Annotated in this window: 17 protein-coding genes; 14 read left to right on the forward strand and 3 right to left on the reverse strand. The window is 48.2% G+C overall.

Going from position 1 to position 20,861, the window contains the following annotated elements; translation table 11 throughout:
* Positions 1–381 precede the first annotated feature (381 nt).
* Both IID12_04800 and IID12_04805 read right to left on the reverse strand, forming a co-directional pair.
* Entirely contained in the window at positions 382–1,602 is a 1,221-nt protein-coding gene (locus IID12_04800) for a glycine C-acetyltransferase (GenBank protein ID MCH8288408.1), read from the reverse strand.
* A gap of 16 nt (positions 1,603–1,618) precedes the next feature.
* Positions 1,619–2,797, reverse strand: a complete 1,179-nt coding sequence (locus tag IID12_04805) for an alcohol dehydrogenase catalytic domain-containing protein (protein ID MCH8288409.1) — start codon at positions 2,795–2,797, stop codon at positions 1,619–1,621.
* 170 nt (positions 2,798–2,967) lie between these two features.
* On the opposite strand from IID12_04805, the gene queD reads away from it, so the two are divergent.
* The 10 genes from queD (at position 2,968) to IID12_04855 (ending at position 12,811) form a co-directional block, all read left to right on the forward strand.
* Positions 2,968–3,369 (forward strand): 6-carboxytetrahydropterin synthase QueD, encoded by a 402-nt coding sequence (gene queD, locus IID12_04810; protein ID MCH8288410.1) that lies wholly within the window; start codon positions 2,968–2,970, stop codon positions 3,367–3,369.
* Between the two features lie 5 nt (positions 3,370–3,374).
* Entirely contained in the window at positions 3,375–4,565 is a 1,191-nt protein-coding gene (locus tag IID12_04815; GenBank protein MCH8288411.1) for an acetyl-CoA C-acetyltransferase, read from the forward strand.
* A 19-nt stretch (positions 4,566–4,584) separates the two neighbouring features.
* On the forward strand, positions 4,585–4,953 hold the full coding sequence (locus IID12_04820) for a hypothetical protein (GenBank protein MCH8288412.1): 369 nt from the start codon (positions 4,585–4,587) through the stop codon (positions 4,951–4,953).
* Between the two features lie 14 nt (positions 4,954–4,967).
* Entirely contained in the window at positions 4,968–5,744 is a 777-nt protein-coding gene (locus tag IID12_04825) for an enoyl-CoA hydratase/isomerase family protein (GenBank protein ID MCH8288413.1), read from the forward strand.
* A complete protein-coding gene (locus tag IID12_04830) occupies positions 5,741–6,340 on the forward strand; it encodes a flavin reductase family protein (protein MCH8288414.1) in 600 nt (199 codons plus the stop codon). The genes IID12_04825 and IID12_04830 overlap by 4 nt, the downstream gene beginning before the upstream one ends.
* Before the next feature lie 39 nt (positions 6,341–6,379).
* A complete protein-coding gene (locus tag IID12_04835; protein MCH8288415.1) occupies positions 6,380–7,417 on the forward strand; it encodes an alcohol dehydrogenase catalytic domain-containing protein in 1,038 nt (345 codons plus the stop codon).
* Between the two features lie 69 nt (positions 7,418–7,486).
* The gene (locus tag IID12_04840; protein ID MCH8288416.1) at positions 7,487–8,062 is read left to right on the forward strand and encodes a nucleotidyltransferase family protein; all 576 of its coding nucleotides are present in this window, start codon (positions 7,487–7,489) and stop codon (positions 8,060–8,062) included.
* On the forward strand, positions 8,046–8,843 hold the full coding sequence (locus IID12_04845) for an EF2563 family selenium-dependent molybdenum hydroxylase system protein (GenBank protein ID MCH8288417.1): 798 nt from the start codon (positions 8,046–8,048) through the stop codon (positions 8,841–8,843). The genes IID12_04840 and IID12_04845 overlap by 17 nt, the downstream gene beginning before the upstream one ends.
* A gap of 118 nt (positions 8,844–8,961) precedes the next feature.
* A complete protein-coding gene (locus IID12_04850) occupies positions 8,962–10,227 on the forward strand; it encodes a 3-isopropylmalate dehydratase large subunit (GenBank protein ID MCH8288418.1) in 1,266 nt (421 codons plus the stop codon).
* 742 nt (positions 10,228–10,969) lie between these two features.
* Positions 10,970–12,811 carry a Na+/H+ antiporter NhaC family protein gene (locus IID12_04855; protein MCH8288419.1) on the forward strand — a complete coding sequence of 614 codons (1,842 nt, stop codon included), beginning with the start codon at positions 10,970–10,972 and terminating at the stop codon, positions 12,809–12,811.
* Here IID12_04855 and IID12_04860 read toward each other — a convergent pair.
* A complete protein-coding gene (locus IID12_04860) occupies positions 12,808–14,028 on the reverse strand; it encodes an HlyC/CorC family transporter (protein ID MCH8288420.1) in 1,221 nt (406 codons plus the stop codon). The two genes, IID12_04855 and IID12_04860, sit on opposite strands and share 4 nt — an antisense overlap.
* 758 nt (positions 14,029–14,786) lie before the next feature.
* On the opposite strand from IID12_04860, the gene sppA reads away from it, so the two are divergent.
* Genes sppA through IID12_04880 form a run of 4 tightly spaced genes read left to right on the forward strand, consistent with a single transcriptional unit; the run spans position 14,787 to position 20,680 of the window.
* Positions 14,787–17,210 (forward strand): signal peptide peptidase SppA, encoded by a 2,424-nt coding sequence (sppA, locus tag IID12_04865; GenBank protein ID MCH8288421.1) that lies wholly within the window; start codon positions 14,787–14,789, stop codon positions 17,208–17,210.
* The gene (murQ, locus tag IID12_04870; protein ID MCH8288422.1) at positions 17,207–18,136 is read left to right on the forward strand and encodes an N-acetylmuramic acid 6-phosphate etherase; all 930 of its coding nucleotides are present in this window, start codon (positions 17,207–17,209) and stop codon (positions 18,134–18,136) included. Before sppA ends, murQ begins: the two co-directional genes overlap by 4 nt.
* Positions 18,133–19,293, forward strand: a complete 1,161-nt coding sequence (locus IID12_04875; protein MCH8288423.1) for an anhydro-N-acetylmuramic acid kinase — start codon at positions 18,133–18,135, stop codon at positions 19,291–19,293. Before murQ ends, IID12_04875 begins: the two co-directional genes overlap by 4 nt.
* A gap of 22 nt (positions 19,294–19,315) precedes the next feature.
* Positions 19,316–20,680: a phosphomannomutase/phosphoglucomutase gene (locus IID12_04880; GenBank protein MCH8288424.1), complete on the forward strand. Its 1,365-nt coding sequence runs from the start codon at positions 19,316–19,318 to the stop codon at positions 20,678–20,680.
* Positions 20,681–20,861: the final 181 nt, after the last annotated feature.

Here is a 20,861-nt window from a genome sequence, read left to right on the forward strand (position 1 = left end):
CGCAAAAAAGATCAGTGCCGAGAAGAATCCGAAGAATAGTGCGTAAAGAATAAAAGGTTTTTTCATGACGCCCTCATTTTATTGATGGAAATTAATAGCGAAACTATCATAATGATATAACGTAGGTAAAGCAGGCACTCTGATTCAACGATATAATTTTTCGATGATAATTACCGGGCATAAATTGCGGAAATGCGCAAGCAGATGTTGACCCTTAAGCTAGTAGGGTTAGCGTGGATAAGGAATTATGTGGCGGTCAGGGCAAGCCCTAACCCGCACGCGCTGTCATTCTGAGGAATCCGGCAGCTGCCCGTCAGGCGCCGGACTGGCCGGACGACTCGCACAGATAACAATAGAAAACTTGTGGGGCAATGAGCCGGGTTAATTCAGCAGCTCCATTTTCTTGCCGACTTTTTCAAAGGCGGTAAGAGCAAGGTCAATGTCTTCCCTTTCAAGCGCGGCTGAAATCTGAGTCCGCAGTCTCGCCTCCCCCCTCGGAACAACGGGGAACCAGAGCCCCTTGATGTAAACTCCTTCGTTGAGCAGCGATTTTGCCATCTCCTGCGCGAGAGACGCTTCTCCGAGCATGATAGGTACAATGGGGTGTACTCCGTCGAGTATGGTGAAACCGAGCGACTTGATTTCCTTCCGGAAATATTCGGTGTTCTTTTTGAGTTTCAGTATGATAGACGGATCGTCGTCGAGAAGGTCGAACGCTTGAATCGCGGCGATGACAATACTTGGGGGCAGCGAGTTGGAAAATGTGTACGGTCTTGATTTCTGTCTCAAGTAAGTTATCAAGTCGCCGTCACCCGCTATGAATCCGCCGGCGGCGCCGCCCATCGCTTTGCCGAGAGTTCCGGTTATTATATCAATCTTCCCGTGAACTCCGAGTTCTTCCGGTGTGCCGCGTCCCGTTTTGCCTATGACTCCGAGCGCGTGAGAATCATCGATCACGGACGTCAGTCCGAACTCTTCACATAGATCGATCAGTTCGGGAAGCGGTGACAGGTCGCCCTCCATGCTGAATACTCCGTCGGTGACAAGTAGTCTAAATCTGTAATCTTTATCTTTGTCTTCTTCGAGCATCTGTCCAAGCTCATCCGTGTCCATATGTTTGTAAATGCGTTTGACGATGTTTTTCCGACGGCATAGCCGCATCCCGTCGATGATACTCGCATGGTTTAATTGGTCGGTATAAATCACATCCTGCCAATTTTCACTGCCTAACGGTTCGTTGAAAATGCTTGCAAAAAGACCTTCGTTTGCCGCAAAGCATGAAGAAAAGAGAATCGAGTCATCTTTCCCGAGAAAACGGGCGATTCTTTTTTCGAGGTCGCGGTGGATAGTCTGCGTACCGCACAAAAACCGGACGGAAGCGACTCCATGTCCGTATTCTTTGATACCCCTTATGGCTGCTTCAATAATTTTAGGATGGTTCGACAGACCGAGATAATTATTTGAGGCGAGCATTACCACGTCCGCGCCGTCAACTTTCACAACCCCCGACTGAGCGGATTCTATCTCGGTTTCATACTTAAACGTATTGGCTTCGTGTATTCTACCGAGTTCCTCTTTGAGTGTAGAAATCAAATTATTCATGTCTGATAAATCCTGATTATTCCGGTTTTAATAATACTTTGAGAGCGTCTCCGGCGGCTATTTTCGTAAACGCTGTTTCGAATTCAGAGATCTTTAATCTATGGGTAACGAACCCATTGTCGACGAACATGTCGCTAAGCCCATTCTTGAGGAGATCGATCATCATCTCCCAGGTTTCCCATATCCGTCTACCGATAATTCCTTTTACCGTTACACCTCTGAATATTATGTCTTTGGCAAAATCGAGATGAAAATCCCCGCTGGGAAGACCTAACAGGGCAAAAATTCCTCCGGCGCGAATCACCCTGAATGCGTCCTCGTAGGCCTTGTAGTTTCCCGACATCTCGAGAACGCCGTCAGCACCGACGCCGTCGGTCTCCTCCATCACGAAGTCAAAAAATTTCTCCCGATTTTCGGGGATCGCCATATCAAAACATGCATCTGCTCCGAATTTTCGCGCCATCTCGAAGTGAGTTGATTCAAGCCGTTTATTCGTCATACCGGTTTTAGGATGAGATGCGTCGGTCACGATGATCTTTTTTGCGCCGAGTTGGTGCGAGATGGCGGTTGCCATTAAGCCCTGAATACCGCATCCGAGTATGGCGATCGTCTTGCCTTTTTTATCAATGGTGCTTGTTGTGTGTACCGCATTCCCAATAGCGTCCATAAATGAGATGACTTCAAGGGGGATTTCGCCGTGTTTTAAAAGCACCAGATTCTCCGCCGGCACCGAAATGTACTTAGTGAACGCTCCATGCAGGTGAATCCCTTTTATGAGCGTGTTTTTACAAACATGTTTCTCGCCAATCCGGCATTGTAGACAGCTCCCGCACGTGATGTGCATCTCCGCAGTTGCATCGTAATCGTTAAAAATTTGGTTTTTGAAGTCGGAATTAGCCGGAGCGTTGAATTTCTTACTTAAGAACTCGAGCGCACCTTCGCCTAAGTCCACGACTTTCCCGGCGAACTCATGTCCGATAATTATCGGATTCTCTTCCGCTCCGAGCATCATTTCTTTTTTGATAGAGTCTTTGGAATTGTAAATTCCCACGTCCGTGCCGCATATGGCGCCTGCCGATACTTCGATCAGGACTTCACCGGAATCTTTCAGGACAGTCTCCGGCATGTCGATGACGTCAAATCCGGTTTTCCAATCCTTATCAGTTTCAGGCTTCGGTTTGGTTACGGCTAACAATAAAAGTTCCTTGAAGTATATGTTGCGTGTTTGTAAACAGCGATAACTTCAACTTATCGCTGGCAAAACTAAATAAGAGTTAAAGTATAATCAACTTTTTTGTTTGCCCTTTCCTCAAATCCCTGAGTATATTTTTCATACCGCAGCGATTAACAATATCAGGGAAACGAATGTATAAAGTAATTAAGGCAATAGAATTTTGTTACGGGCACCGTTTGTTGCATTACGAAGGTAAATGCAGACACCTCCACGGGCACAACGCAAGCGTTGAGATAGAATTAGCTTCGGAGGAGCTTGATGAAAGGGGAATGGTTTACGATTTTTCGGAAATAAAGCAAACGGTTAAAAAATGGATCGATGATAACATCGATCACGTCATGCTGCTTAACAAGGATGACGACATTATCCCGCTGCTCGAAGAGTCCGGCGAAAGGTATTTGTCCGTAGATGGAAATCCTACTGCAGAATTCATCGCAAAGATGATTTATGAGCAGGTGGAGTCGTTCGGTTTTCCGGTTACAACTGTCCGGGTTTCTGAAACGCCCGATTCACATGCGGAGTACAGCAAGTAGGCAATATGCCGGACCGCAGGGAAGTATATATAGCAGGCGCTGTACGAACTCCCGTAGGCAGTTACGGAGGAGTGTTCAAGGATACACCGGCGGTGGAGCTCGGCAAATCCGCCGTGAAAGAGACTTTAAAACGCACCGACATTCCGCATAATTCAATAGACGAACTTGTTTTCGGTCACGGCAGACAGGCGGGGAACAGACCAAACCCCGCACGGCAGGTAGTGCGGCTTTCCGGTCTTCCTGATGAGGTCCCGGCATGGACGGTCAATCAGGCATGCGCATCCGGTTTGAGAAGCGTCGTTGCAGCTGCGCAGTCGGTCGCGCTGGGCGACAGCAGCGTAGTGATAGCAGGCGGAATGGAATCTATGAGTACAACTCCGTACCTTCTGATGCAAGCGAGGTGGGGATATAAGTTGGGGCATAACGAGATTTTGGACGCACAATATTGGGATGGTTTTTTGTGTCCTTTGTGCGGTGAATTGATGGGCGAGACTGTTGAAAACCTTGTGGAGAAATACAATATAACGCGGGAAGAGCAGGATGAATTCGCCGCTCTCAGCCAACAGAAATGCGAAAGAGCAATGAAAGAAGGAAAGTTCGAGAATGAAATTGCTCCTGTGGAATTAACGGACAGAAAAGGAAATGTGACTCTTGTCGACAAAGATGAAAACCCGCGGATGGGCGTCACTGCGGAATCGCTGTCAAAATTAAAACCTGTATTCCGGGAAGACGGAATCGTTCATGCCGGCGCCTCGTCAGGGATAACAGACGGCGCAGCATCGATGCTCGTACTGTCCAAAGAGAAAGTCGAAGAACTGAATATTGAACCGACGGCTCGCCTCGTTGGATATTCTATCGTTGGCTTAGACCCAAAGCACATGGGATTGGGACCTGTTCCGGCGTTGAAAAAATTGGAGGAGAAAACGGGCGTAAAAACGGAAGAGGTTGACCTGATAGAAATTAACGAAGCGTTTGCCGCTCAAGTGCTTGCATGTCAGAGGGAGTTGAATATTGACGAAGAAAAGCTTAACGTGAACGGTGGAGCGATTGCTCTCGGTCATCCTATTGGGTGTTCAGGAGCGCGCATAACCGTTACATTATTACACGAAATGCAGAGGCGGAAAGCAAAATACGGCATAGCGACTTTGTGCGTCTCCGGGGGAATGGGAATAGCGGCGTTATATGAAAGAGTGTGAAACAGAATGAGGAGTTCCGATGGCTAAGACTTTGACCGATGATCCTGATTATGAATCCGTGATAGATTCATTATATGAGAAAACTAAAAAGGGCAAAATCGCCTGGGAGGGAACAGAAGATCCGACAAAGTATCGCGCCACTGTCGGGGATTCGATTTCATTCGTTGTGTTCCTCTACATTACAAACCCGGATGAACAGGAGGCGGCGCATATACTCAGGATGCACGGTCCCGACGACGAGCCGATATTCGCTGTCAGTACTACAACTCCCGACCTCGATGACGATTACTACGATAAGATTTCGGAGATATACCGACTCGCCGGTCGGATAGCGGATAAAGTAGATGACCAGATTTCGCAGGCGCTTAAGGTATTGAAGAAAGCGTGATTAAGTAATATCCGATGTCGATGGATTTCAAAAATATAAATCTTGAGGTTACTAAGCCTACCGCAACGCTCACACTCAACCGTCCGCCGTATAATGTGATAGACATCCCGACGATGGACGAGATCAACGACGCGCTCGGTGAGATAGAAAAAGAGGATGACGCTCATTTTGTTATCTTCAGGGGCGCCGGTGAAAAAATGTTTTCCGCGGGTGTGGACGTATCGGATCATACGGAAGATAAGGTCGAAGAGATGCTGTCTAAATTCCATGAAATATTCAGGCTTTTGTATAAATGGGACAAGATTTCGATAGCGGTCGTCCACGCTCCCGCCATCGGCGGCGGCTGCGAATTAGCGGCTTCATGCGATTTTGTGATCGCGGCGGAATCGGCATATTTCTCTCAGCCGGAGATAGACGTAGGCTGTTATCCTCCGGTGGCTGCGGCTGCTTTTCCGTCTATGATCGGACCTAAAGCAGCTCTGGATATGTTACTGACGGGACGTAAAATATCAGCCCGGGAAGCAAAAGAGATCGGGATGGTTACGAGGGTTGTTCCGGACGATAAACTTGAGAATGCGGTGGAGGAGCTGCTCGAAACCCTAAAAGGAAAGAGCAGGAAAGTCCTCTCCCTCACACGAAAGGCGGTCCGAGCCGGGACGGAATGGGAATTCAACTTAGCATTGACCAAAGCGGAAGATATTTATATGGATGAGCTCCTGAAGACAGAGGACGTGAAAGAAGGATTAAACGCTTTCACGGAAAAACGTAAACCCGATTGGAAGCATAAATGATTATCGATCCGAGCACACTCGATCAGAGAGGCTCTTATCAACTTTTTACAAGCGTGATAGTCCCCCGGCCGATTGCATGGGTAAGTACACTGAACGAGGACGGAACCACTAATGCTGCCCCGTTCAGTTTCTTTATGGGGGTTACGAGCTACCCTCCGAGGCTGGCATTTTCCGTTTCTTCCAAAAGAGGAGAACCCAAAGACACAGCAAGAAACATCAAAAGAGAGGAAGAATTTGTCGTTAACCTCGTTACCGATTCCACGGCAGATGCAATGATAGTAACTTCGGGCGAATACGATTACGGGATTGACGAAATAGAAAAAGCGGGGTTGTCGACCGGTCGGTCGGAAAAAATCGGTACGCCCTTTATCAAAGAATCACCCGTAAACATGGAATGCAGGCTCGACAGGATAGTTGAAATCGGCGCGCCGCCAAACTACTTAATTATCGGTGAAGTTATTCTATTCCATGTCAGAGATGAGATTTATTCAGACGGGAGAGTCGATCCGGAAAAGCTGCACTCTGTCGGGCGGTTAGGCAATCCGTTATATGCGCATATTAAAGATATCTTCGAAATGAATCGTCCTGAAGTATAAATACTCACCTCTTCAGTTCCTGACAATGGATAGATCAAATTGAGCAAAAGTATGCAGGCGGGGTTTCTCGTAAAACCGGGACAAATTGAACTCCGGGAAGTACAAGTGCCGGAACCGGAGCCGGGGGAAGTCATAGCGAAGGTTCATACGGCTCTTACGTGCGGGACAGACCTTAAAACCTACCGGAGAGGGCATCCGAAAGTATCTCTTCCCTCGCCCTTCGGGCATGAGTTTTCGGGTTCGGTTCATGCCCTGGGAAAAGGCGTGGAGGGTTTCAAGGAAGGTGATAACCTCATGACCGTTTTCTCCTCGCCGTGCGAAAAGTGTTACCACTGCCGAAGGGATGAAGAACATCTCTGCACGGAACTAAAAAACTCTCTGATGTTCGGCGCTTACGCGGAATATATCCGCATACCGGAATCCATAGTTTCAAAAAATATGTTCAGAAAACCGCATTCACTCTCGTTCAGACAGGCAGCAATGCTCGAACCGCTGTCATGCGTGATGCATGGAGTGGATGAAGCGTCTCCCGGGAGCGATGATGTTGTATTGGTGATAGGAGCGGGAACGATCGGACTGTTATTCACCGCTGTGTTGAAAACGATGAATCCCAAAAAACTTATAGTGGCGGCTCGCGGTGATGAGCGGATAGCTGTAGCGAACCTGCTCGGAGCTGATTCAGTTATCGATGCCTCAAATGAAAACGTCCTTGAGATAGTTCATGGCTTGACCGATGGCATCGGCGCAAATATTGTGATCGAATCAACGGGCTCAAAGGAGGTTTGGGAGAGTTCTGTCGATTATGTGTCAAAGAACGGAAAAGTGATCCTTTTCGGGGGGTTGGCTGAGAATTCCACGGTCACGTTTGATGCGGAACGGCTGCATTATGACCATATCAGACTGCAGGGAGTATTCCATTACAGGAGAAAAGACGTGGCAACGGCGCGTGAACTATTGATAAGTGATCAAATTCACTTAGAGCCTCTGATAACAAAAGAGTATCCGCTCGGAGACCTCAAGAAAGCGTTCCAATTATTGGACGAAAAAAAGGGTATCAAATACGCAATATTACCCTGATAAAGAAAGGTATAAGAGATAAAAATCAGTGTGCACGGGATTCTTCTCGCCGCGGGCGGATCGAACCGGATGAACGGAAAGTTTCCCAAATTGACCCTCCCCTTCAGGCAAAAATCGTTGCTCTGGTGGTCACTGAAAGCAGCGTTGGAATCAAAATTAAAATCGGTAATTCTTGTTGTGGGAGCAAACCGCAATAAAGTGCTTTACGGGATCAAAAACAGCGGGGGTGGAAAAAAACTTGATATAGTCGTGAACAAAGAATGGGAAAAAGGTCGCTCAACATCTGTTTCAAAAGGGATTGAGGCTCTCCATGATAACTATGAATATGTGATGTTTCTGCAGGGCGATCAACCTCTGATGACAGCGAGACTCATAAACTCTTTGATCGAATTGACAGAAAAGAATCCGAAGTCTCCCATGATATTTCCGGTAATCAAGGGAGAAAAAGCCAATCCCGTTCTGTATTCAAAGGAAGGCATAAAGGAGCTTTTAAAGATCGGGGGAGACGTTTCGGGGTATGAGTTAACGGAAAAATTTCAAGGTCGGACGGCTACCTTAGAATTAAAAGATATCATCACTCAATTTAATGTGAACACGAATAGCGATTACAGAAGATTAATAGAAGAGCATGAAAAAGTCGGATGACCTGATCATTGTTCGGGGGGCAGGCGAGCTTGCTTCGGGCGCCATTCGTAGATTAGTCTTAGCCGGGTTCCCGGTCATCGCTCTCGAAATTCCGAAACCGCTCTGCGTCCGCCGAACTGTGTCATTTGCGTCGGCGGTGTTTGACGGTGCTATATCAATAGAAGGCGTGACGGGAAATTTTTTTGTAAACAGCGATGATGCGTTGCTCGCAGCCCGGGAGGGAGTTGCCGGAATCGTGATAGACCCCGCGGGAGATTCAATAGGGAAATTTTCACCGAAAACAGTGATCGACGCGCGGATGATGAAAAATAATCCGGACACGTCTTCGAAGATGGCAGAGACCGTAATAGCGCTGGGACCCGGATACACGGCGCCGGAAGATGCTCATTACGTTATAGAAACGTCCCGCGGACATGACCTCGGAAGAGTTATCACGGAAGGAAGCGCTCTCCCGAATACGGGGGTGCCGGGAGAGGTGGGCGGCGAATCGGCAAAAAGGGTCTTACGGGCGCCCGCCGTCGGGGAGTTCAATTCCCTTATCCGGTTGGGAGAAATGGTATCAGAAGGAGAGCCGGTAGGTGAAGTGAACGGGCAAAATGTAACGGCTGAGATCTCCGGACTTCTCAGAGGATTGATTCATGACGGTGTGGAAATCTCTAAGGGAGTTAAAGTCGGAGACGTCGATCCGCGGGGAAATCCTGATTATCTGCACACAATTTCCGATAAGGCGAACGCCATCGCCGGAGGAGTTATGGAAGCGGTAATGAGGGGAAACGGTTGAATCAATGTTTATCCTTTTTTGATTAGCACGGATTATTTAACTTAGTCCGGAATGATATTGAATTCGGGGAATTCATGTACGAACACGAGCCGAAGTTTTAAATAGAAGGGAATCTGAGATGGGAATGACCCTGACAGAAAAAATACTTGCAAATAAATCGGGAAACTCAAGCGTTAAGCCCGGCGACATTATATTCGCACAAGTCGACCTCTCGATGGCGACGGATATAGCCTCGCCGATAACTATTCAGGTTTTCGAGGAATTGAACAGAGATAAGGTTTTCGATCCGGATAAGATCGCACTCGTTAACGACCATCTCACACCGGCAAAAGATATCGATGCGGCGATGTTCTCCAAGACGATGAGGGAGTTCGCCCATAAGTACGGCATTAAACACTATTACGAAGTGGGGCGTTCGGGAATCTCTCACGTGATACTTCCCGATGACGGTTTGGTGGCGCCGGGCGATGTTATAGTAGGTGCGGATTCGCACTCCACCACATATGGAGCATTCGGCTGTTTCGGCACGGGGATGGGAGCCACCGACATCGCTGCAGTATGGGCGGAGGGTGAGGTATGGCTTCGTGTGCCGGAGACGATAAAAATCGAGTTTAAAGGCGACATGCCTAAATATGTTATAGGAAAAGACCTGGTTTTACTCGTCTGCCGTGATCTCGGTATGGATGGAGGGAACTATAAAGCCCTTGAATACTGCGGGGAGACGGTCGAGAATATGACGATGGAGGACAGGCTGACACTGACCAACATGGCGATAGAGGCGGGCGCCAAGAACGGTGTGATAAAAGCCGATGACACCACCATGAATTATCTCGAAGGCAGACTGCAAAGAGAGGATTATCAAATATTTGAGTCGGACACCGACGCTGAATATCACAGTGTTATGGAGTACGACGTATCCGATTTAGAGCCGCAGGTAGCGCTGCCGTTCCTGCCGAGTAACGTGAAACCGATATCCGAGGTCGAACGGGTAAAGGTCGACCAGGTGATGATAGGCTCCTGCACCAACGGCCGTTATTCAGATTTTGAGTTAGTGGCGGAGGTGCTCGGTGACAGAGAATTTTCGAGGGATACGCGGGTTTTGATAACGCCCGCAACCACAGAGATATATAATAAGATGATAAAATCGGGTCTCACGCTCAAATTTTCCGAAGCGGGGGCTGCCGTGACGACACCCGGCTGCGGAGCGTGCATTGGCGCGCATCTTGGAGTCATGGGCGACAAAGAAGTGGGTGTTTTCACCACTAACAGGAATTTCCCCGGCAGAACAGGCGCACTGACGGCAGAGATCTATCTGACCAACCCGGCGGTAGCCGCGGCAACGGCGATAATGGGAAAGATCACCGACCCGAGGGAATTAGACTAAAACCTGTTTAAACGGTGCTATATTTGCGTTATAGGGTTTTCGACCGGTGGGTCGGTTTAAAAATTGCGTGGGGTCAGGGCTTGCCCGCCTGGCATTAGTCGAACAGGCCCTGACCGCTGCAGAATCTCTTACTTCAACAAAATAATGATGTCATTCTGAACGAAGTGAAGAATCTCGTAATTGAGATTGCCCGCCAGACCGATGTCGGGCAGGCTTCACCCTGATAAATCAGGATTCGCAATGACAGAATATTGTGCGAGTTAGGGCTTGCCCTGACCGCACAGTTTTATTTCTCTATTTTTGACAGCAGATATTAATGAAAACCACCCCCTGCCCCCTCCTTAGGAAGGAGGGGGTTCTATCTCACCTCCGAAGGTATATGTGGTGCAGTCATCCTGAGCGTAGTCGAAGGGTACTGCACGGTCTTGCGGTCATCCGGCAGCTGCCGGATAACACACACTCGTTTGTCTTTGCCCGCCAGACATCAGTCGGGCTGGCGAGTCCGGTTTAGCCGGACGAAGCAATCTTTTGACACACCCCGTCATCTCATCCTTCGGAATCGATGCCACCCCTCTTATTAGAGGGGAATTAAAGGAATTCCCCTTTACTTTTTTAATTCTAAGGCATAGGTTTAATCATGCTTTCGAGATATATCATTCTGATTTTCGCAGTTGTGCTGCTGTCGGGAGCGCAGACAGAGGCTTCCGAACGCACTGTTGACATTATTATTCACCCGCCCCATATGACTCTAAAAGAAGTTTCGTTCAGTTTCAGAGTGACAGCTGTCGATGAGCAAGGAGAGATCGACAAGTCCGCGGTAGGTAAAGTAGAAATTCATGGTGTACGCATAACCGAGAAGTACGGAGCAGCCAAGCCGACCGGATCTTTCGAATTGACAGAAGGAGAGCTGACGGTTGAAGGGGCTGTTTTTGACGATTACGGAGAAAATGAAATTAAGGTTGTCTACGGCAGTCTGACTAAAACCGAATACCTCACTACTTTGCCCGGAATTCTAAGCCTTGCTCCTCCGTTGATAGCTATAGGATTGGCGATATTGTTCAAAGAGGTATTGATAAGCCTGTTTGCCGGTGTGTGGATCGGAGCAATGATTCTCTCGGGATTTAATCCCGTGAGCGGATTTTTTATAGCCGTGAACGATTATATCGTTCAAGCTATTTCGGACAGAGATCATGCGGCGGTTGTTCTCTTCAGCATGGGATTAGGGGGAATGGTAGGGATTCTCGCACGGAACGGCGGAATGCAAGGCGTAGTGGATAAAATTTCCCGTTACGCTAAATCGGCGCGCTCGGGACAGATGGCAACGCTGGGCATGGGGCTCCTGATATTTTTCGATGATTACGCCAACACGCTTCTCGTCGGAAACACCATGCGCCCGTTCACCGATAAATTGAGAATCTCGCGTGAAAAGCTCTCGTTCATAGTTGATGCCACAGCAGCCCCTATCGCATCAATAGCTCTCGTCAGTACATGGATAGGATTTCAGAATGGGTTGATATTAGAAGGATTTAAAAACATCGGTTTGGAACGTGACCCGTACGTAGCTTTTATCGGTTCAATCCCTTACAGTTTTTATGCGTTTATCGTATTGGGCTTGATTGTTATCACTGCCTTACGCGCCCGTGATTTTGGGCCTATGCTCACAGCCGAGATTCGTGCAAGGACAACGGGCAAGGTACTGCGAGACGGCGCAATTCCTCTTATCGGGGCGGATCTTAGTGAATTAGCGCTGCCGGAAAATATTAAAAAGAGATGGCAGAACGCCATGATTCCAATCGGATTTGTTATCTTCGCCACGATTTTCGGTTTGTATTTTCATGGACGGGCTGCCGCGGGTATTAGGGCGGAAGAGCTGGCTATCCACGAAATTATCGGCTACGCCGATTCGTTTACTGTCCTGATGTGGGCGGCATTCGGCGGCGCATTGTTAGCGGGAACGCTAACCCTCAGCCAGAAACTTTTAACATTGCAGGAGGTAGTTGATTCCTATTTGAACGGGATTAAATCTATGGTATTAGCGATGGTAATTCTCGTTCTCGCGTGGTCGTTAGGCTCGATCACTGCGGATTTATCAACGGCGAATTATGTCCTGCACCTCACGCGAGGCTTATTCTCCCCGCACCTGATTCCGGCAATGACGTTTATTGTCGCCGCGTTAATAGGGTTTTCTACGGGGACATCCTGGGGAACAATGGCGATCCTTACACCGATAGTAATCCCGATGGCTCATTTTCTTCCGTTGGAAGCCGGCTTGGAGGGCGGGGTGCTTTCGTCCATACTGCTGGGAACGATTGCTGCGGTACTTTCAGGGGCATGCTTCGGAGACCATTGTTCGCCGATTTCAGATACTACAATTATGTCTTCGATGGCTTCGGGATCAGACCATATTGATCATGTCAAAACACAGATGCCGTATGCGCTTCTTGCCGCCGGAGTTGCAATAGTTGTGGGATATATACCGGCAGGGTTCAACTTCAACCCGGTGATTTCGATCGTGATGGGGATAGGGTTAATCTACCTGATCCACCGGTTCATAGCCAAACCGGTCCCCGAATCCGGCAGTTAATTCAGAAACTTTGTATTTTTTTTAAGAATGACTCTCTTGACCGCCCGTGGAGTCACATTTACAATTGTATAAATTCTATCTCCGACAAGGACTTTATCTCCCTTATCGGGAATCTTTCCAATAGTATATGTAAGCAGTCCGGCAATGGTTTCATACTCGCCTTCGGGAAAATTGATATTAAGTTCGGCGGTCAGAACGTCCAACTCGGCATCTCCGTTGATCAGGACATCTCCGTTAGCCAGCTTGCGGTAAGGCGAGGTATCGGGCTGAAAACCAAGGTCGAACTCTCCGAATATCTCCTCAATGATGTCTTCTATCGTAAGAATTCCGGCGGTTCCGCCGTACTCGTCCACAACGACCACCACACTTTGCTTATTCCTTTGCATCTCTTCGAGTATATCATCCACAGACTTGGATTCGGGGACAAACGCTACCTTACGAACGGGAGGCGGATTTTTATCCGAAGCATCTAAAATATCCGCAAGCAGTATGACGCCCGTAATGGAATCAAGAGTGTTATCATACACAAGCAGCTTTGAATGAACCGATTTTTTGAACTCCTTAATCACTGCCTTTCTCGAAGCATTTGACGGAACAGCGTCTATCTGCGTCCTCGGCGTCATCACTTCCACTGCGGTAACTTCATCGAAGCTGAGAAGGTTGCTGATAAACTTGCTTTCATGTTCGTCCAATAGACCCTGCTCCTGAACCTGATCAAAAATGATCTGTAGATCATCCTTCGAAAAGGCACTATGAAGGTCGTTCGCTCCGTCCATTCTGAAAATCTTGATCCTGCCCAATTGTTGAACCGTACCTATCAGGGGGAAAAGCAGATACTTAGCGTACTTAAGGATTGGAGCGATCTTCGTCGCCGTAACACCGGCGGTCTCCCTTCCGATAGTTTTTGGGAGTATTTCGCCGAAGATAAGGATAACAACGCTTATGATCATAATTGCCGCCCAATTAGGCATGAACGGGATCAAAACAATAATTGCGAACGACGTAGTCAGTATGTTCGCGAGATCTGTTCCCACGAGAGTCGTACTCAAAAAAGATGCTGGCTTATCGAGAAAGTCAACAGCTGTTGCGGCGCCGCGAACCTTACGCTTCGCCTGAACTTCCATCTGGATTTTGTTTACGGTGATAAAGACCGTTTCCGCCATCGAAAAAAATGCGGACAGGATTAATCCGATGCCCGCTAACATCAATTCTAACAAAACTTTCCGCTCAAATGAATTTCACTTTCAAGACTAAGAATACTCATTCGGAGCAAAATTAACAAATAGAATCTTATTCTCGTCAGGTATCTCCGACATTGGAGGTAGTTATCCTTACAGGTAATTCTATTTAGCCCAGCCATTTATGTCTGGGATTTGTAGTTAATCTAAACGACTTCACGCCGTTCACGGCGTTTTTGATAGATGAATGACAAGGGCGTGAACGCCCTCCCCGCCTGGCATTAGTCGGACAGGTCTTTTTATTTTATCTCTTATAACCCAGCCGTAAACGGCTGGGCTAATTACGTGGAAGTCAGGACTTACCCGGCAGGCATTTGTCGGACGAAGAGTCCCGGGCAAATGAGTGCATCCCGTAGACCTGTCCCTTCCGGCTGAGATTGGCTACGCCTGTCTTCGGCTCTTCATCCCGATAAATCGGGATTCAGAATGACAGTGCGTAAATATATTATTGCAGCGGTCAGGGCTCCAAAGGAGTTCCTGTGGAACAAGCCCTGACTCGCACTCAAGCTGGTGAATTCAATAAAACGAAGAAGATGGTTTTGCTCAAATAATTTTGTTGAGCATGGTAGGGGACGCAGATCTGCGTCCCCTACATCCCTAAAGATCGAGAAAGGTCAGGGAGAGCCCCGCTTTCGTCAGGATTCGCCGACAGTGAACGTAAAAGCAGCTCTTTAAATTAGTTGATTATCTTTGTGATTATGGTTAACCTACTCCACGAAATCCGCATGGAGCTTTGATTGTATAACCATCTGACAAATCCGATTTACGCACTGCTGTTATCTGTTATTGCTAATTATTCTCTCTATGCTCAAGATACCGAAGGGATCAATCTTCCCTATCAATCTGTATCATCAACTTACGGCGCTTCGTCGATGGCGTTCAATCCTGCCGGACTTGGATATCCAGATGCAGGTGGCTTAATCATAGCTCAGACACATCTGTCCGGTGAGTTCTTTCGGGATACCGGAATTTATTTTGCGGGACGGAGACTCGGATATTCAATCGAATGGCTCGGCGGTCAGCCCTCAAGAAAAAAGCATACTTTCGGTATTGGAGTCGGAGGAAGCGGGAATTTTTCCATGGGAGTAAGCTACTCATGGTTTGGTTCCGGCAGCCGCGATTATTCTTCCTTGAATATTTTTTCTTCCGGTATGATAATCAGGCCGTTCAGATGGCTGTCACTCGCCGGAACATTAAGGGAAATCAACGGGAACGGCGGTTCGTTGGATCCGCTAAACAGAAGCTACATCTTGGGGGCGGGCTGGCGACCCTTCGGCGAGAATTTCACATTCACTGTGGACGTTGATAAATTCGGGAAACGGAATGAGGTGACGTATCTCTACGGATTGGAATTCTGGTCGGACAAAGGATTCAGCCTGAACGGCGTTCTTGATGATGACGGGGGGTTTGAATTGGGCGTCGAAATCGGATTTCCGAGAAGCAGCTTGAGAAACAGCACTTCTTATGAAAAGAACGGTGATTTCATCTCATCCGTTACCCTACTGGAATCAAGGAGCAGACACCGTAAAACTTCTCTTCGTTCTACGGGATTGTACTTAGAATTGAACCTCAAAGGGTCGGTTCCGGATCAACCGGAAGGCGGTTTTTTCATAAAAGGATCCAGAACAACCTCGGAATGGGTCCGCCTTATTGAGAGAGCAGGAACCGACGAATCTATCGGCGGAATAATTCTGAATATAGGTAGATTCAATGCCGGTATGGCGACTTTGAGCGAGATCCGTAAGTCACTGCTCCGTTTTAAAGAAACCGGAAAGAAAATTATCGTCTATTCGGAGTTTATGAGCGGAAAGGGCTTGTACGTTTCATCTGCTGCGGATCTTATCCTTATGAATCCCTCGGGGTATCTGTACTTCACGGGACTCTCGGCTCAGGTGACTTACTACAAAGGGTTACTCGATAAACTGGGTATCGAAATACAGGTTGCCCGTGTCGGCAGATATAAGAGTGCGATGGAGCCTGTCATGCGCGATTCGATGTCAGCCGCGTACAAAGAAGAATTGGAGGCTATTCTCGACAATTTCCTGGACATTATGTATGAAGGAATCGCCGAAGGGCGTGGACTGACGGTAAGTGAGTTGACCGCTATAGCCGACAGGGGACCGTTCACAGCCTCCGAGGCGCTTGCCGCCGGACTCATCGACGCTAAGGCGTATGAAGATGAGATAGAAGATATCGCTAAAAAGGAGTTTAAGTTAAGCCGTGTTGTCACGATTAAGGGTACAAGTTTTGAAGACCGGAAAGAGCTGAACAGAGCTTGGTCGACAAAACCTCAAATAGCGATACTGCACTTAAGCGGAGCAATAGTTCCGGGTGCGAGCAGGAGAGGGAATATCCTCGGTGCAAAAACGGCGGTGCGGGTTATCGAATCGCTGCGGACAAACGATAATGTAAAAGCGATTATACTCAGGATAGACAGCGGAGGCGGGACGATTCTCGGTTCAGACGTTATTTGGCGGGAGCTCATGAGAATCGAAGGTAAAAAACCGATCATTGCCAGTTTTGGCGACATCGCCGCCTCGGGAGCTTATTATATTTCGATGCCGGCTGATACCATACTCGCAGAACGGACAACGTTAACCGGTTCCATAGGCATATTTATGGGTTATCCGAACCTGAGGCAATTATATACAAAATTGGGCATCCGTCAGGAAGTGCTAAAGCGTGGGAAGCGTTCCGACGTTTTCTCGGATCACAGGGGTTGGAACGAAGAGGAAAAAGAGCATTTCCAAAAACAGATGAACGAGCGTTACGATGAATTTTTGAGCAAGGTAGCTGAAGGGCGGGGGCTCACACACGAGGAGGTGGACAGCGCCGGTATGGGTCGTGTCTGGACGGGAGAGGATGCTCTTCGACTCGGTTTGATAGATATAATAGGCGGTATCAGGGAGTCGGAAAATATCGCTTTAGAAATGACGGGATTGAAAAGGGACGAAGTGGAGTTCGTTGTCGTTCGCTCAAACAAGTCATTGAGGTTCGGCGGTATCGATTTTATAACCGAGTTTATGAAGATAAACAGCTCTCACGATATGTTCATAGTAGAAACGCTGGTCGGAGATTTGGAAAGCACCCGGGAGATTCTCGAATTGATCATCGAAGGCGGTGTGATGTCGTACATACCGTATAAGATAGAGATTGAATGAACCGGAAAATTGAAACAATAATCGACACCGAAAAGATGGCATCTCTTACGACCGAGCTGCGAAATCCGAACAGCATGAAGGTGGATGCATTACCCGTACCGGACATTCTCGAACTGATTAACAATGAAGACAGGCAGGTAGCCGACGCGGTTGCTAAAGAGTTGGAAAATATCGCTGCTGCGGTTGATTTAGTGGTAGAATCTCTCCGATCCGGCGGAAGTTTGATTTATATTGGAGCGGGAACGAGCGGGAGGCTCGGAGTGTTAGACGCAGCTGAATGTCCTCCTACGTTTTCCACAGAACCAGGGATGGTGCAGGGAATCATCGCGGGGGGAACGGATGCTTTGACCCGTTCGATCGAGGGAGCGGAGGATAATCCCGAAGATGGTAAAAAAGCCATAGCAGACAAGAGTGTTAACGAAAATGACGTCGTTTTCGGCATCGCTACAAGCGGACGGACTCCCTATGTACTCGGCGCTCTCGAAGAGGCGGAGAGTCTCGGTGCAAAGACGGTTTTCCTGTCGTGTAATGCGGTCGAAGAAGGAAATATAGCAGCCGACGTAATCATAACGCCGCTGGTAGGTCCTGAGGTAATCACAGGCTCCACGCGGATGAAATCCGGAACGGCAACGAAACTCGTGCTGAACATGATAACCACAACCGCTATGATCAAACTCGGGAAGGTTTACAGTAACCTGATGGTGGACCTCAAAGCGGTGAACAACAAACTCGTAGACAGGGCATGCAGGATTTTAGAAACTCTGACCGGAATAGATTACGCTGTAGCGGAAACGCTCCTCGAAGACGCTGAAATGAACCTGAAAACCGCTCTTGTCATGCAGATAGCCGGTTTGAAAAGGGAAACGGCGCTTAAAAAACTCGATGAGGCGGGAGGGATCGTCAGGGAAGCGGTTGATTTATCGTGATAGAAATTTTGAAAAGACTTTCGGAGAAAAAAAGCCGTACTGTAGCCGGATTGATGAGCGGAACTTCGATGGACGGCATTGACGTAATTATAACCGAGCTGACGGGAGCGGGCGTTCAAACCGGTTGGGAGATAAAATATTTCAATACGTACCCGCTCCCCGATTGGGTAATCGAAAAATCAATCAACGGTGACGGAGGGAGTGCGAAGGATGTCTGTCAACTAAACTTTGATATTGGCAGGGAGTTCTCCAAGAGTCTTGAAAACGCCCTGAACGAGTCAGGCATCGAAGCATCGGAATTAGACCTCATCGGCTCGCACGGTCAGACAATATATCATATAGACGGAGAATCGACTCTGCAAGTCGGCGAGCCGTCCGTTTTGGCAGAGGCATTCGGAGTCCCTGTAATAGCGGATTTTCGGGTGAGAGATATCGCAGCGGGAGGAAACGGCGCGCCGCTCGTCCCATACGTCGATTACATACTCTTCGGCGAAGAGGGAGGGAAATCGGTGCTGAACATAGGCGGAATAGCAAATTTCACGATACTGCCCTCCGGCATTAAAAGCATATCCGATATTTCGGCATGGGATACCGGACCCGGTAACATGCTTATCGACCGGGCAGCGATGCTCGCATCGGATGGAGATTTAAGATATGACGTGGACGGTAAATTAGGTTCCGAAGGTGAGGTTAACGAGAAATGGTTAAAATCACTTATGGCACATCCGTACATAAATAAACCTCCCCCGAAGTCGGCCGGCAGGGAAGACTTCGGTAAAGAATATTTTGATGAAATCGTTTCTTCGTTCGACATTAGTTCTCATCAGGATAAACTGGACCTGGTCGCGACACTGACCCGCTTCACCGCCGAAGCGATACATTCGAATTATAAGATGTACGCACCCGGGAACAACGGGATCAGCGAGGTGGTTCTGAGCGGCGGTGGGGTGCATAATCCTCTGCTGACGGGACATTTAGAAACTCTTTTCAAGCCGATGAAAATAAAAAGAATTGATGAATATGGTATTTCGTCGGATGCAAAAGAGGCATTTGCATTTGCGGTTCTTGCGAACGAGTTTATAGCGGGTAACCGGGCGAACGTGCCTCAGGTAACGGGAGCGCGGGGTCAGGTTCTGCTCGGCAAATTGACGATTTAACAGGAGATAGGGCGGCAGAGAGTTGGAAATAAATCCGTATATATTCAGGGAATACGATATCCGCGGCGTAGTATCCGAAGATTTCCCCGATGATGTTGTTGAACTCCTCGGCAGAGGATTCGGCAGCTACGTAAAAAGGAAAGGTATTGAGAAAATCAGCCTCGGCGGCGACGTTCGATTGACGACTGATTCTCTTAAAGAAGCTTTTAAAAAGGGCGTTCTATCGACAGGAGTTGACATCATAGACATAGGGATCATTCCGACTCCCGTGAGTTATTACAGTATTCACCGATTAAATCTGAAGGGTGCCGTGCAGATTACCGGCAGTCACAATCCGCCTGAATTCAACGGATTCAAAATGACACTTTCTACCGGCGCCGTTTACGGCAAAGAAATTCTGGCAATTAAAGATATAATAGATAAGGGCGAATTCTCCGGGGGAGAGGGTCGTTTGGAGGAGATCAGCATCACGGACGATTATTGCAAAGATATTATCGGTAAGATAGAACTCGATAAAACGGTAAGGATCGTTACCGACTGCGGGAACGGAGCCGCCGGGCTGGTAGCTCCAAAAGTACTGAGAGAGATAGGATGCGAAGTTGACGAGTTGTTTACGGAGCCGGACGGTAATTTCCCGAATCACCATCCTGATCCCACCGTGAAAGAATATATTCAAGTGCTGATCGATAAAGTTAAAGAAGGAAATTACGATTTCGGCGTCGCGTTTGACGGCGACATGGACAGAATAGGAGTAGTGGACGACAAAGGCGAGATAATCTGGGCTGATTACTTGATGGCTTTGTTTGCGGAAGAAGTTCTGAGTAAGGAACCTCGCACAATAATCTTCGACGTAAAGTGCTCGCAGGGATTAGTGGATCGCATAGTGGAATTGGGCGGCACACCGCTGATGTACAAGACAGGTCACTCGTTGATCAAAGAGAAGCTCCGTGAACTGGGCGAAAAATTCGCCGGAGAGATGAGCGGTCACATATTTTTCGGGGACGAATATTACGGATATGATGACGCTCTTTACGTGGCGGCGCGGCTTGCGCGTTTTATATCAAGAGACGGCGTTTCGCTTTCATCAAAAATGGCAAAGCTCCCTCAATATCACTCCACGCCGGAAATGAGGCTGAGCACTACCGATGACAGGACGAAATTCGAGATAGCGGAGAAGGCGATTGAATATTTCACCAAGAACTACGAATGCATTACGGTGGACGGCGTAAGAATCCTGTTCGGGGACGGCTGGGGTCTGGTTCGCGCGTCAAACACACAGCCCGTTATAGTCGTGCGGTTCGAGGCGAAGACCGCGGAACGGCTTGAGGAGATAAAAGAGGAAGTGATAGGGAAATTGAAAGAGTTCGGAGAGATCGAAGTTGAGTAACCCGGCAGCCTGAAGATGGATTTCACGGAAAACCAGAACCTTAATAATTACAAGGAAGCCATAGAGGACAAGCTGCGGACGGTCGCCACGAGTTCCCAGCCGGCATCCTTATATGAACCTATCAGATACGCCATCGAAGCGGGCGGGAAACGAGTGAGACCCATAATACTTCTCGCTGCTT

It is taken from the genome of Candidatus Neomarinimicrobiota bacterium, from assembly GCA_022567655.1.
In the GTDB taxonomy this organism is placed as follows: Bacteria; Fidelibacterota; SORT01; order SORT01; family SORT01; genus JADFGO01.

Coding starts and splice junctions, on each gene's coding strand:
- IID12_04800 (MCH8288408.1), bottom strand. CDS start 1,602: ATGAATAATTTGATTTCTACACTCAAAGAGGAACTCGGTAGAATACAC.
- queD (MCH8288410.1), top strand. CDS start 2,968: ATGTATAAAGTAATTAAGGCAATAGAATTTTGTTACGGGCACCGTTTG.
- IID12_04815 (MCH8288411.1), top strand. CDS start 3,375: ATGCCGGACCGCAGGGAAGTATATATAGCAGGCGCTGTACGAACTCCC.
- IID12_04820 (MCH8288412.1), top strand. CDS start 4,585: ATGGCTAAGACTTTGACCGATGATCCTGATTATGAATCCGTGATAGAT.
- IID12_04825 (MCH8288413.1), top strand. CDS start 4,968: ATGTCGATGGATTTCAAAAATATAAATCTTGAGGTTACTAAGCCTACC.
- IID12_04830 (MCH8288414.1), top strand. CDS start 5,741: ATGATTATCGATCCGAGCACACTCGATCAGAGAGGCTCTTATCAACTT.
- IID12_04840 (MCH8288416.1), top strand. CDS start 7,487: ATGAACGGAAAGTTTCCCAAATTGACCCTCCCCTTCAGGCAAAAATCG.
- IID12_04845 (MCH8288417.1), top strand. CDS start 8,046: ATGAAAAAGTCGGATGACCTGATCATTGTTCGGGGGGCAGGCGAGCTT.
- IID12_04850 (MCH8288418.1), top strand. CDS start 8,962: ATGGGAATGACCCTGACAGAAAAAATACTTGCAAATAAATCGGGAAAC.
- IID12_04855 (MCH8288419.1), top strand. CDS start 10,970: ATGACTCTAAAAGAAGTTTCGTTCAGTTTCAGAGTGACAGCTGTCGAT.
- murQ (MCH8288422.1), top strand. CDS start 17,207: ATGAACCGGAAAATTGAAACAATAATCGACACCGAAAAGATGGCATCT.